The organism is Clostridium sp. Cult2 (assembly GCF_021655075.1).
GTDB lineage: Bacteria > Bacillota > Clostridia > Tissierellales > Tepidimicrobiaceae > Schnuerera.
In genome coordinates this window covers 1-13,667 of sequence record NZ_PPXX01000021.1, presented here as the reverse complement: position 1 = coordinate 13,667, position 13,667 = coordinate 1, and the positions used below count along the sequence as shown (strand labels likewise).

The following is a 13,667-nucleotide window of genomic DNA, read 5'->3' as shown; positions in this document are numbered from 1 at the left end:
CCCATTATTTTAATATCCTAGCTATTGTACTCTTGCTCAATCCTATTAAATTTGCCATCTCTCTCGTTGATATACTTATATTATCGCCTATTTCTCTTATTATCTCAGTTCTAATATTTCTATCTTTCAATTTAGGTAAATCTTCTAGTTTCAAATTATAACCTTTAAGTATTTCCTTAATCTTTTCCCTTTGGATTTTTTCTATATCTTCTTCCTCTTCATATATATCAATAAAAATCTCTTTGCAATCTATTGCAGAAAATTTTTTAAACTTTTCTATGGCTTTGGATTTGTTTTCTGAAAAAATACTTAATGCAAATTCTGGAGATATAATTTCTTCTTTATTTTCAGCTTTATTTATGTAGATATTATAGCTACTCCAAATGTAATCTGATGGTTCTTTAGTTATCAATGCTTTTACTGGATTGTTATGTATATACCTTAGACAAGATAGTATATAATTTTCAGATTCAATCCTTTCACTCCTAAACCTATCCTGGAATAAATGACCTACTCTATCATATTTTTTATTAAAATAATATGAATAGCTAACACCTATCCTTTTCATAGTTCTTGATATTGAGTCTTTCTCTTCTTTTATTAGTAAGTGTGCATGATTATCCATTATACAATATCCATACAATGTATATTCTTCTTCTGACTTCATCCTCGCCAATGTCTGTAAAAATCTTACTTTGTCATCATTATCTAGGAATATATGCATCCTATTGACTCCCCTCACCATAACATGATATATCCCAGTAGTTGATAAAGCTCGTGAATATCTAGGCATGACGATTCACACTCCTTATTTATTTTTTGGGACAGGGAGAACCGTCCCCGCTGTCCCGAAATAGTCGGTTTTTAGTATATAGTCGGATTTGTTTATTTCTTCTATTGCTTTTTTGTGTTCTTCTATATAGTTATTTACATCTAATGGTTCTCTTGTTTTAATATTGTAGACTCTGCTGTTTTCAAATACTCCGTCTCTGGACATTTCTAGCAGTATTTCATCGGTTATTATGGAACCTTTTAGGGCATAGGTTTGTGGAGCTACTAAGTTTTGTCCTTCATAGTTTAATAAATCCACACCAAACATAAGACCCTTTTCATTTTCATAGCCCATAATATTCAATATAGTTGGCATAAAATCTAGCATACTGCTTATTCTATTTATGGTTTCATTAGATTCCAAGCCAGGGATTTGGATTATTAGAGGTACTTTCATCATTTCATCTAAATCGTAAGTATATCCCAAATAATCTGTCATCAACTTCTGTGCTTCCTCCTCTAGACTGTTTACTGCAAAATGGTCACCATAGATGGCTAGTACGGATTCATCATATAATCCTTCTTTCTTTAATTCTTCAATGAATTCACCTAAGGCCTTGTCCATATAATGGATTGCTTGAAGATAGTTGCCTAATATTGTGTCTTTATGTTCTTCCTTAATATCTAAATACTGATATTTTTCTGGTATATTAAAGGGATTGTGGCTTGATAAGGTAATTATGAATGCATGGAATGGATTATCATCTATACTATCCAATTCCTTTAAATAGTCCATAGATTGTTTAAAAAATTCCTCATCAGTAATTCCAAATCCTATTTTTTCTACTACATCATAATCCTCTTGGGATACAAATCGCTGAAATCCTTGGTTTAGATAGGCTTTCTCCCTGTTCCAAAATTCCTTCTCATATCCATGGAATACCCAAGAAGTATATCCATTATCCCTAAGGACCCAAGGCAATCCATAGAAGGTATTGTTCTCATATTGGGTATAGGTGGGTTCTTCCATGGAAGGATATAGGGAATTATTGGTAACAAATTCCGAATCAGAGGTATTCCCTCTACCTAATAATTGATAATAGTTGTTAAAATAAAGGCTTCCCTTTTCTTTTATCAATCTATTTAGATTTGGAGTAATTTCCTGTCCTTCATAGTAATGGTTTATTATAAAGTTTTGCAATGCTTCTACTTGGATGACTATTAGATTCTTATCTTTTCCTAGTCCAGTATACTTTCCTTCCACAAACTTATTTCGCTGTTTTAGTTCATCTATGTCCTTTTTAGTTAATGTTTCAATACTTTCTATATCCTCTTTCATTATAGCTTTTTTAATATCCTTAGCATGGTAGGTGAATAGTTCTTGATTGGTTACTGGACCAAAAAGGCTTATTTTACTTAAAAGCACTAAGAAAATAACTAAAATAAAGCCTATCCCTCCAGGGATTCCCCATTTAATATATTTATTATAGGTATTGAATTTTCTTCTTTTCCTTGAATATATAAAAGATAAGGGTAAATCCAGTAAAAACAACAGATTTTTAAAGGATAGTAAAGTCTTTACACTATCCCCTACTGCTGCCACCTGATCGATTTGCTTTATCATCCTTATGGATGGCAAAGTATTAAAATAGGTATAGTAAACCACATCTACAAACATAATTGCGGATACTATGGTATAGAAATAAAAAGCTAATCTATATTTTCTTTTTCCATTACTAAGATATATCCATGTAAAGAAGAATAATATTATCAATATACTTATTAGCAATACTATAGGCTTATTATATTTAACCTTGGTAATATTCATAAACAATAGGATTTTTAGTATTAGCAATAAGGGTAACATATATATTCCTCCATCTATATTTTGACTTCTAGTGAATATGGGACAGGGAGAACCGTCCCTACTGTCCCACGAAAATGCCATCAATATTTCCATACTCTTCTATATCTACAGTCTCGTCTACTCCATCTAAATAAACAGGAATATCTATTTCATGTAATTCCTCTATTAAGGATGGGTTGGCGGATTTTTCATCCATTATGACTCCAGTTAATGGATTTCTTTTTAAGAATTCAACAATTTCTTCTCCACTATATTGGCTCTTTGAAACATTGAGTAAAATGTTTTTATAGGCTTTATTGGTCAACTTTGTATATTCTTTAAAATTGGCCATTTCAACTATAAACCTATCCTTTAGTTTAGGATAATCCTCTTTAATCTTTAAAAAGATAGATTCGTCTTCTTCCTCCGTCCTAAGAATTGTATAAGCCTTTTCATGTTCTTTCATCCAATTAGCTAAATTCTCAATATTATTACCACCTTTTAATAATACATTTCCATCTTTAGACCAATGGACTTTAACTGCCAACAGTCGGCTCCCTTTTTTATAATTATCTCTCAATTCTTCCAAAGGGTTAGTATAACATTCTACTATATGCTCATCATTAGGTATATTTTTACTCCTTGAATAGGTTAGTTCTACCTGTCCATGATTTTCAACTAATGTTTTAATCAAATCATTTTTGAGTATATAATCTGATTTATTTATCTCAGCAATTATATTCTCATATTGGTTTCTATAATCTTCCACATCTAATGGTTCTCTAGTTTTCCTATCTAAAGCTTTACTGTTTTTAAATAATCCATCATTTGACATATAGAATAATGTATCATCATCTATGAAGGAGCCTTTCAATACATAGGTTTGAGCTGCCACAAAATTTTCTCCTTCATGGTTTAATAAATCCTTCCCAAACATAATTCCTTTTTCGTTTTCATACCCCATAATGTTCAATATGGTAGGTAGAAAATCCAACTGGCTACCTATTTCCGATATGGTTTCGTTGATTTCTTCCCCTGGAACATGGATTACCAGAGGGACTCTAAACATTTCATTTACATCATAGTTAATATTTAAAAAATCCGACATCAATTCTACTCCTGAAGGATTGAATCCAGTTATAGCAAAATGATCTCCATAAAGGGCTATTACAGAATTATCATAGAATCCTTCTTTCCTCAAATCTTCAAAGAATTGACCTAAAGCTTTATCTGCATAATGGATTGCTTGAAGATAATCTCCTAATATAGTCCCCTCATGTTCTTCTTTTATATCTAGATATTGATATTCTTTTGGAATATTGAAAGGTGTATGGCTAGTCAAACTGATAATAAAGGCATGGAAAGGATTATCATCTATACTGTCCAATTCCTTTAAATAGTCCATGGATTGTTTATAGAATTCTTCATCAGTTATTCCAAATCCTATTTTTTCTACTACATCAAAGTCCTCTTCCGATAAAAATCTTTGAAAACCTTGATTTACATAGGCATTGTTTCTATTCCAAAAATCCTTTTCATATCCGTGAAATACCCATGAGGTATATCCATTATCCCTAAGTATCCATGGCAATCCATAAAAAGTATTCTGTTCATATTGATTATAGGTAGGGTCTTCCATAGAAGGATATAGAGAATTATTGGTGACAAATTCTGCATCTGAGGTATTCCCTCTACCTATTTGTTGATAATAGTTGTCGAAATAAAGGCTTCCCTTTTCCTTTATCAATCTATTTAGATTAGGGGTTATCTCCTGATTTTCATAGAAACGATTTATTACAAAGTTCTGCAATGCTTCCACTTGGATTACTATTAGGTTTTTATCTTTTCCAATTCCTGTATATTTGCCTTTCTCCAATTTAGCTGGTTCTATTAATTCTTCTAAATCCTCTTTAGTAAATGTACTACTCCCTTCAGCTATTTCTTCCCCAAATAATGAGTTTTTTATATCCTTAATATGATAGGTATATAATTCTTGGTTACTTATAGGAGTCATTAAACCATTGGAATTCAAAAGGGATAGAACCAATAGGAGGATTAGACCAATTCCAGTCGGTACTCCAAACCTAATATATTTATTATTAGTTTTATATTCTTCTATATTGGGATTTTTCTTAAAATATATTAAAAGTAAGGGTATGTCCAAAATAAACATGAGATTTTTAATATCCAGCAATGCCTTAATGCTATCTCCTACAGCCCCTAATTGATTAAATTGTTTTATCATCCTAATGGATGGTAAACAGTTAAAATAGCTATAATACATTACATCTACAAACATGATAGAAGATAATATTATATATAGGGAAAATCCCCAAACCCTTTTCTTCTTTAAATTACTAAAATAGATTAATGTGAAAAATAACAAACTTATCAGTATACTGGTTAACAGAACCAAAAGTCTGTTGTGTTCTACATTTGTTATATTCATAAATAATATAATTTTTAATATTAATAGTATTGCAAATAACATTCACATTCCTCCAACGAGACATAATATTTTGATATAATAATAATTTACACCAATACTGACTTCCATGCAAGTTTTTGAGAAATATTGGATTGTATGTTGGAAAAATCTTTAAATGATTGTATAATGTATAAGTACAACTTGAAAAGAAAGGAGATAATCATGAGGTTTAAAACGAAAGATTTAGTCACTGCGGCTTTATTAATAGCCATTGGTATTATCCTTCCTATGATAGTACATATGTCAGGGATTAATGGAGCTATTTTTCTTCCTATGCATATTCCCGTATTGATTTCTGGACTAATATTAGGTTCATCTTTAGGACTTATTGTAGGTATTATTTCTCCTACTCTTAATCATTTTCTAACTGGAATGCCACCAATCCCAATTATTTGGGTTATGTTGGTAGAGTTGGCAGTCTATGGTCTTATATCTGGCTATCTATATAGAAAAGTCAAAATGACCTTAATGCCTTCGTTAATTATTAGTATGCTAATTGGTAGAATATGTGCTGCATTGGTGGTGTTAATTCTTGGGACATTTTTTTCTATTCCAATGCCTCCTTTAGGCCTATATATTAAGGGGATTACCCTTACAGCCTTACCTGGAATAATAATTCAAATTTTATTGATACCATCTATTGTGAGAGCTTATGAAAGGGATAGATAAAATAATAAGTTCTCTTTTCGGTGCCTGGCACCAAAAAGGGAACTTATTTTAATTTGCTATGAATTTTAATGATATTTCTGCTTTTAATCTTTCAATAGGATTCTCTAAGTCAATATTGCAAATTTGTTGTATCTTTGCAATTCTATATCTTACGGTATTACTGTGAACGAATAGTTTCTTTGCAGCTAAATTACAATTGGATTCACTTTCTAAATAAACTTTTAGTGTAGATATTAACTCCTCACTATCTGGCTCTTCTAATAAGGGGGCTATATTACTAAAATTGTTTTTAAAATCCTTTTCTTGAATACTTTCCAGCCGTAATAATCCAAAGGGTCCTAAATCTTCAAAGGCTATCATTTCCCCATCTGTGTAAATATAAGAACCAATGTCTACTGCTTTCAAAGACCCTATATAGCTTTTCTTTATGGAACAGATATCATCTACCATATCTCCTATTCCTAATTTTATTTTTCTATCTGGGAAATTGTTTTTTATTTCTTTAAATATACCTTCAAAATCTCTTTTTACGTTCTTAATTATATCTTTATTGTTATAATTTTGGACATCATATATGAGAATTATGGTATTATCATCTGTTATTCCAAATATAGACTTGTCCTTTGGAATATTAAGCAAAAAAGTGGTAGATATTTTTTCACGGCTATTATAAAAAGATGGATTATTCTTATTCTGTTTTATACAGATACATATGAACTTATTTTCAATATTTAGCTTAAAATCTTGTACACTATTTATTGCTTCTATTAGGCTTTGTTTTGAATCTAGTTCACCATTTATTAAGGACCTAATGAGGTCATCATAAAATCGCCTTTCAAAAGAATTCATTAGATAAATCTGCTCGTACAACTCTAAAAGCAACATATAGCTAAGTCTTATGACAAACAAATCATAGTAATCAATTTTCTCAAAACGTTCCCATACGATTAGTTTTGATACTGTCACACCCTTAATTACTATGGGTATGGTTATAAAAGAACATTTCTCTTTATCTTCTATATTAGTTATCCTACAAATATTTAGTTTGTCACATAATATTTCCTTTTGATAATTAAATGGATAATCGTCCTCTTTAGTAAAAGGAATTTCACTTTTCACAAATTGTTGTTCTTTAGGATAATTGAAGATTTCTTCTTCCAAAATATCCACTATTGTTAATGGATATTTTAATTCTTCCGAAAGACATATCATGGTTTTCTCGATTTTTTTGTGAAAATTATCGCTTCTTAATACAAGTTTATCAGCATTCTTTCTATCAATAATATGAGTTATATATCTATTCATCACAATGGAATTAACAGCATTTATTATATCAATCCAAGCCACACCATTTGGAACATTGATTAACGGGAACCCTAAATCATTACATAAATCTATTACCTCTTTTGGAACCTCTCCCAAATATCTGTCCCGTTTTATTGCCATGCAAGTTGAGTTTTGTTTGTATAAAAATAATATTACCTCTTTAAAATAATCGGAATTATCTTTGAATAAATATCCAGAGGAAAGCATAAACTCCTTTCCTTTAACCCATTTATGTCCATCAGGTGCATCGAAAAGTGATACAGCTTGTATTTCTCTATCTAATCCTTTTCCACCTGCAATCAATTGATATTCTGCAAAGAATTTTGTGTTCAATACCTCTCCTATTGTTACACCCATGCTATATTATCTCCCCTATTTTATATATTAATTTTATTATAACATATTAAATAATATTAGACATTATAGACCAAAAAACAACTTCCCAGTTTATGCTACTTATCAAACTAGGAAGTTGTTTTTATTATTCTATAAACAATCTTTTTACAATTTATAGCAGAATATATCTTATAATACAAGATATTTTTCAATGATTGCTATATAGAATTGCACTGCTTCTAATAGGCTATCTATTGTTACATGTTCATTTGGTTGATGTGCCATATCCCCATCCCCTGGTCCATAAAATATACAAGGTATTTGCTTATGGGGTAAAAATATGGATGCATCGGTATAAAAGTTTACTCCTTGTCCCTTAATGGTTTTATTGAATTCTTCTTTAACGGTTTCTTCTGCCAATTTTACGAATGGATTATCTCCTTTTGTTTCTACAGCTGCCCTATCGTTTAAAATCTTAATATCCGCTTTAAAGCCATCTACCTTTTTAGATAAATTATCTATAATTTCTTCGAAATCCTTTATTATTTCCTTATGTTCTGTACCTGGTACTGTTCTCATATCTATAGTTATTCTGCATTTATCCGGTACAACATTGGTCTTTACTCCTCCATTTATAGTGGATATATTCATAGTAGAATGTCCGAGGATTTCATTTTCTTCACATTTAAACTTATAATTTAATAATTCAGATAATAAGGCCTTGGCATTGACTACAGCATTTACACCTTTTTCTGGGAATGCACCATGGGCTGTTTTCCCATAAGTAGTTATTTCAACCCAAAATGCACCTTTTTCAGCTATATTTATTCCATTTGAACTTGGTTCTCCAATTATTATGGCTCCTACACCATTTAGTCCTCCATCTTTTACAAATTTTACAGCACCAATACTATCAGTTTCCTCTCCTGCAGTAGCAGAATAAATAAAATCACCTTTTAGTTTCCATCCAGCTTTTTTTACTGCTTTAAGAGCTATTAATGCTGCTGCAAGCCCTCCTTTCATATCCACAGAACCTCTTCCATATATCTTTCCGTCTACTAATTTCCCACTATATGGGTCGTGTTCCCATTCAATATCTCCTGGAGGAACTGTATCTAAATGGCCATTGAACAAGAGAGCTTCTCTTTCTCCAGTACCTTTTAATCTACCTATTACATTACCCCTATTATTTCCTAAATCATCAATTACTGCCTCTACACCAATTTCATCTAGTTTCTCTTTTATGAATTTTGCCAAAGGTAATTCATCACCTGGTTCATTAACTGTTTTAAAAGCTATCATCTGTTGAAGTAGTTCTATGGTTTCATCTTTATCAATATACTCTAATACATTTTTGTCTTTCATATTCTTTTCCTCCTAATTCTCTCTACCATAACTGATATCTTTATATTGTTGGCTACTTTTCTTTTTATATGATTTTGTTGCAAAAAGTATTGTACTGAATACACATACAGGAATTAAAAGCCATACTGGCAATACTTTTACAACTCCTAAAAGGAATAATGTTAAACTTATAGCAAATGCTCCATATTTAGGATATTTAACTGCAAACATGGCGAACATTGAGCCAAATATAGATGGTAATACAAAGTCAAACGCTTTTAATACCACAGGAGGAAATATATTCATCAAACTATTTCCTGCTATAGCTGCTATTGTAACTACTATTAGATTTGTAATAATAGAACCTGCAATTCCTAAAGTAGCTACTAACTCTGCCTTTTTAGTACCTGGAGCTACCTTTAACGCTTCCTGAGCAACTGCTGCACAAGGAACTCTCATATTTCCTATGTTCCCTGCTAAACATACCATATAGGTCCCTGCTACTCCTAAAACTGGAAAATAGGATATAGGTTCAACAATATAATAACTTCCATAAATTGAGGCTATTAAAAACCATCCTGTAAATATTGATTTTAATGGTGGTAATGCTCCGTATCTAATCCATAGATAAAGTGGTGGAAGAAAAGATAAAGCTACTGTCACAAACAATGTCCATCTTCCTGTTTTTACAATTGGTTTGGTAAAGTCTTCATAATAAGCTTGTTTTGCATTATTTTCCATTTATATCCCTCCTGTTATCTTATACATATATAACTCCTGCAACCATCCCTACAACCATTGCAATTCCTAAATTATATTCCACAAGCTTTGGAAATTTTTGCGATAACATTCCTAATAATATCATTGCTATTCCTGCTGCTAATGCTGATACCAATCTTCCTCCACCTGCTATTAAATGGCCTCCTAAAAGATATGCCATAGCACCTAACATGGCAGCTCCACTTATTTCTCCTATAAGTTTTGAATCTCCTTTTGCAAATTTGTTTCTCATTCCCTCTAATTTATGGGTAAACAAACCTGCAAATACAAGCCAACCGATACCATTTAGAGTCATTGCCCAAACGGAGTTAGCATATTCTAAAACTCCATAACCTTCTCCGCCAAATTCAACTCCCATTGCCTTTGCTCCCATTGTAGAAGCTGCTAATTCTGTAGGTGCAGATCCTATTACTGATAATCTTAACCAAGTCATAGGCCCTCCTACTACTGCCATCATTCCAAGCATTACAACAAATACCGCTACGGCAGGTCCTATTGCTGCTACTGCACCAATTCTAAATGCATCTTTACATTCTTGCTTTGTAAGCTCTGCAGATTTTGCAGCTACAAATGCTCTTTTAGAAAATATAATTGCTTGAACTCCTACCATCGCTACTACTGGTAGGCATATTAACCAAAGAATTGGATCATTTGCTACTTTTAAATATTCCTTCATGCCCATTCCCTCCTAAATATTTATTGTCTGTACTTTTATACTACTACATATTTATACAATAAGATTTGTGAGTATTTTAGAGATTTAATACTGATTTTGTAGCTTTGTAATTTTTGTACATTCCTTCGTTAATAGTTTAACTATTCTATAATTTTGCATTTTCCTACAAAAATTATAGTTTTTTTAAAATATTTATACAACAAAAAAATTAAACAGCCTCCGTCCGATAAAATATCGAACTTTGGCTGTTTAATTTTTTTGTTCTTTCAATTGTCCCCTTGAAAGAATGCTGTTCACTTATTTTAGTTATATTTATATTCAGATATAGCTTTTCTCAATTCTAATTGTTTTCTAAACAATTGCCTATATATGGCATCCCTTTTTGCATCTGGTATATTGGTATATTGAAAATCTAAGTATTTATAAGGACCAAAGTTATAGCTTTTTACTATATTACCGGTAATATCTACATCTAATTCTTCAAACAACACATTCACTTTTATAGGCTTCCCATAGGGTATATCTATAGCTTTGTTATTATATAAACAGAAAGATAATGAATCTCCACCTATTCGTGTAATTTCCATGAATGTTTTTCTATTTCCATCAGGCCAATATATTATGCCTTCCAAGCTCCAAAGAAGATTAAATGCATTAGGAGATGGAATTAATTTTATAGAGGAGAGATAAAAAGTATTGTTATTAAAATCCTCCACTTTGATTTCATAATAATTTAAATTGCTTAAATCCTTAACTACCATTTCCATATCTGTAGCTTCTGATAAATCAATACTTTCTACTTGTCCTTCATCCGTTGGTTTGAATACAAAGTAATCTTCCACTTCTAATAAAGTACCTTCAAGGATAATTATATCCTCACTAAAACTAATTATTAATGAGCTTAAACTAATAGCGTGAAAGGAACTTTCATGAATCTGTTTTTGAGCTCTTGTCAATCTCTCCACCATAATATCAACTAATTTGGGATGAAATTGTTTCCCTTTGTTCCTATATAGTTCCCTTATAACTGCATTTATTGATTTGGCTTTTTTATAAGGCCTGTCTGTCATCATGGCATCTACTGCGTCAGAAATACCTATTATATAGCTGTTAAAAGGTATTTCTTCTCCTTTTAAACCATCTGGATATCCTTTTCCATCATATCTTTCGTGATGGTATTTAACCATATTGGGAATATCGTTTAATCCAGATATATGTCCAAATAAGTTTTTAGCAATTCTATAACTATCTAAAGGATGTTTTTTTACAACTGAGTATTCTTCTTCTGTTAATATTCCCTTCTTATTTAATATACTAGAATCTATCATGCATTTCCCTGCATCATGTAATAAACCTGCAAAAACTAGTTTGTACAATTCTTCATAGGAATATCCTAATGCTATCCCAATTTCATTACACCAGTTAGCCACATTATAACTATGGTTAGGCAAAAATTGGTCCTTATGTTTTAAAATATCCGTAAATACATCAATCATATTTATTGCATCATATACCTGTTCATATCTTGCTAAACATATTGTAAGTAGTTTTGAGATATCAGAAATTTTCTCATTTGTTATTTTATCCTGAGAAAAAACCTTTGAAGGAAATTCTTTATATGTAGTAGAACCTAGGTATAAACAACCTATTAATTTCATGGGTAAGTCATCAGAAAAATCTGATTTAAATATGGGAATAAGGACTTCAGATTTCATATTTTCTAATATAAGGGATGATTTACCATGGTGGTGATTTACCACTATATCCTTTTTATCTATCAATTCCTTTATTGAATTGTATTGCCTTTTGTTCAAAAAAATAGTATGTGAAATAATATCTTCACATAAATCATTTTCCTTAGTGCTTATTCCCCTAATGAAAGCTATATTCCTAGCATCATTAAATAAAAAAGATATACCTATATCATAATCTAATAGTTCGATTATTTCTTTTTGTTTTCTTTTTAATTTACGTTCTGTAGTGCTGGCTTGACTTTTTAGCCATCTACTGGCATTTAAATCCAATTTTACTGACATATACACAGCCTCCTAACAAATAGTTCTTTTGTGCTATTTATTATAGGCCTATTATACTATATTGTTAATTTATTTACAATATTCGACATATTCCAAATTCTATTATTAAAACCTCCTAATTTGATTTTAGAAGAATCTAAATTAGGAGGTTTGTTTTATATAAATTCTATGAATTTGTTGTTTTTCAATATACTCATATATTGGATAAGCCTTTCATATATAGGTTCTGCTTCTTCTTTGAATTCAGCTTTTACTAATTGGGATATTTCATATATGGTTTTTTCTCCATCTATCTGATTCCATATAAAAGAACCCATCTTATCCAAATCTATTTTATATTTATCTGGGGTGAAAAATAGTTTTCTAACTATCCTTTCAAATAATGAATCCCTATATATTATTATTTGAGTTAATCCGTCTTCTTTTTCAATCCAATGGATTTTTTCCGATTTTTTTGGTATATAGTCTAGATAGTTTTGAGCCTTTTTATTTTTATTAAACATATTTCTCCCCTATTATTTTTCTACTTTAGCAAAGAAGGATTTCCTTATCAATAGGAATGCTAAACCTGCAAAGAAGATAATAGAACCCCATTGACCTAGTACAGCGTTACCAAAGGCAATTTTATCTGCAACGGTAATAGTATCTCCTGCTGCATCTATTCCTACTGGTATTATGGCCAATATTGCCAATAGTATTCCTATTAAGCCTTCTCCTGCTATAAGACCGGAAGAGAATAATACTCCACCTTCAACTTTTTCTCTAAGGATATTTTCTTCTTCTTTTCTCTTTTCAAGTATTCCTCTAATGATACCACCTAGCATAATTGGTGTACTTAAGTGAATTGGTAGATATAGACCTACTGCGAAAGGTAGTATTTGTATACCCAATAATTCAACAACTATACCTATGCCTATTCCTGTAAAGATTAGAGCCCAAGGTAAGTTTCCACTCATTACTCCCTCAATAACTAATTTCATTAGAGTAGCTTGTGGTGCTGGCAGTTCAGATGAACCAAAGCCCCATGCTTTATTTAGTAATAATAATACAAAACCTATTGCTAAACCTGAAGCTACTGCACCAACCAATTCTCCATATTGTTGTTTCCTTGGAGTAGCTCCAACTAAGAAACCAGTTTTTAAGTCCTGGGACATATCTCCTGCCATAGCTGCTATGATACAGATTACTGAACCTACAGCTAAAGCCCCTATCATACCTTCTTCTCCATCAAAGCCTATGGCTTTGAATATGATGGAAGTAATTAATAATGTGGCTATAGTCATTCCTGATACCGGATTATTACTACTACCTACTAAACCTACAAGTCTTGCAGATACTGTTGCAAAGAAGAATCCAAATACTGCGATTATCAATGCTCCAGGAATACCTACCGGT

General features: G+C 31.2%; 11 protein-coding genes. 1 reads left to right on the top strand and 10 read right to left on the bottom strand.

Annotated features, from left to right (window positions below):
- Positions 1-4 precede the first annotated feature (4 nt).
- From C3E90_RS02530 to C3E90_RS02520, 3 genes are read right to left on the bottom strand one after another with little or no spacing between them, the layout of a single operon-like run.
- Positions 5-793, bottom strand: a complete 789-nt coding sequence (locus C3E90_RS02530) for a transposase (protein WP_236913981.1) — start codon at positions 791-793, stop codon at positions 5-7.
- A gap of 15 nt (positions 794-808) precedes the next feature.
- Complete coding sequence (locus C3E90_RS02525) at positions 809-2,638, bottom strand: LTA synthase family protein (RefSeq protein ID WP_236913980.1); 1,830 nt, start codon at positions 2,636-2,638, stop codon at positions 809-811.
- Between the two features lie 58 nt (positions 2,639-2,696).
- Positions 2,697-5,108: a sulfatase-like hydrolase/transferase gene (locus tag C3E90_RS02520; RefSeq protein WP_236913979.1), complete on the bottom strand. Its 2,412-nt coding sequence runs from the start codon at positions 5,106-5,108 to the stop codon at positions 2,697-2,699.
- Between the two features lie 159 nt (positions 5,109-5,267).
- On the opposite strand from C3E90_RS02520, the gene C3E90_RS02515 reads away from it, so the two are divergent.
- A complete protein-coding gene (locus tag C3E90_RS02515) occupies positions 5,268-5,774 on the top strand; it encodes an ECF transporter S component (protein WP_236913978.1) in 507 nt (168 codons plus the stop codon).
- A 48-nt stretch (positions 5,775-5,822) separates the two neighbouring features.
- Here the strand turns inward: C3E90_RS02515 and C3E90_RS02510 are convergent, their stop codons facing one another.
- From C3E90_RS02510 to C3E90_RS02480, 7 genes are all read right to left on the bottom strand, one after another.
- Entirely contained in the window at positions 5,823-7,457 is a 1,635-nt protein-coding gene (locus tag C3E90_RS02510; protein ID WP_236913977.1) for a PucR family transcriptional regulator, read from the bottom strand.
- Positions 7,458-7,625: 168 nt separating this feature from the next.
- Positions 7,626-8,801, bottom strand: coding sequence for a M20 family metallopeptidase (locus C3E90_RS02505; protein WP_236913976.1), 1,176 nt, complete (start codon positions 8,799-8,801; stop codon positions 7,626-7,628).
- A gap of 12 nt (positions 8,802-8,813) precedes the next feature.
- Positions 8,814-9,521: a hypothetical protein gene (locus C3E90_RS02500; protein ID WP_236913975.1), complete on the bottom strand. Its 708-nt coding sequence runs from the start codon at positions 9,519-9,521 to the stop codon at positions 8,814-8,816.
- Positions 9,522-9,540: 19 nt separating this feature from the next.
- On the bottom strand, positions 9,541-10,236 hold the full coding sequence (locus C3E90_RS02495) for a DUF5058 family protein (protein ID WP_236913974.1): 696 nt from the start codon (positions 10,234-10,236) through the stop codon (positions 9,541-9,543).
- Between the two features lie 302 nt (positions 10,237-10,538).
- On the bottom strand, positions 10,539-12,272 hold the full coding sequence (locus C3E90_RS02490) for an HD-GYP domain-containing protein (protein WP_236913973.1): 1,734 nt from the start codon (positions 12,270-12,272) through the stop codon (positions 10,539-10,541).
- A 155-nt stretch (positions 12,273-12,427) separates the two neighbouring features.
- The gene (locus C3E90_RS02485; protein WP_236913972.1) at positions 12,428-12,775 is read right to left on the bottom strand and encodes a PqqD family protein; all 348 of its coding nucleotides are present in this window, start codon (positions 12,773-12,775) and stop codon (positions 12,428-12,430) included.
- Between the two features lie 12 nt (positions 12,776-12,787).
- Positions 12,788-13,667 (bottom strand): OPT/YSL family transporter (locus tag C3E90_RS02480; protein ID WP_236913971.1); only part of this gene is annotated, 880 nt, incomplete at its 5' end.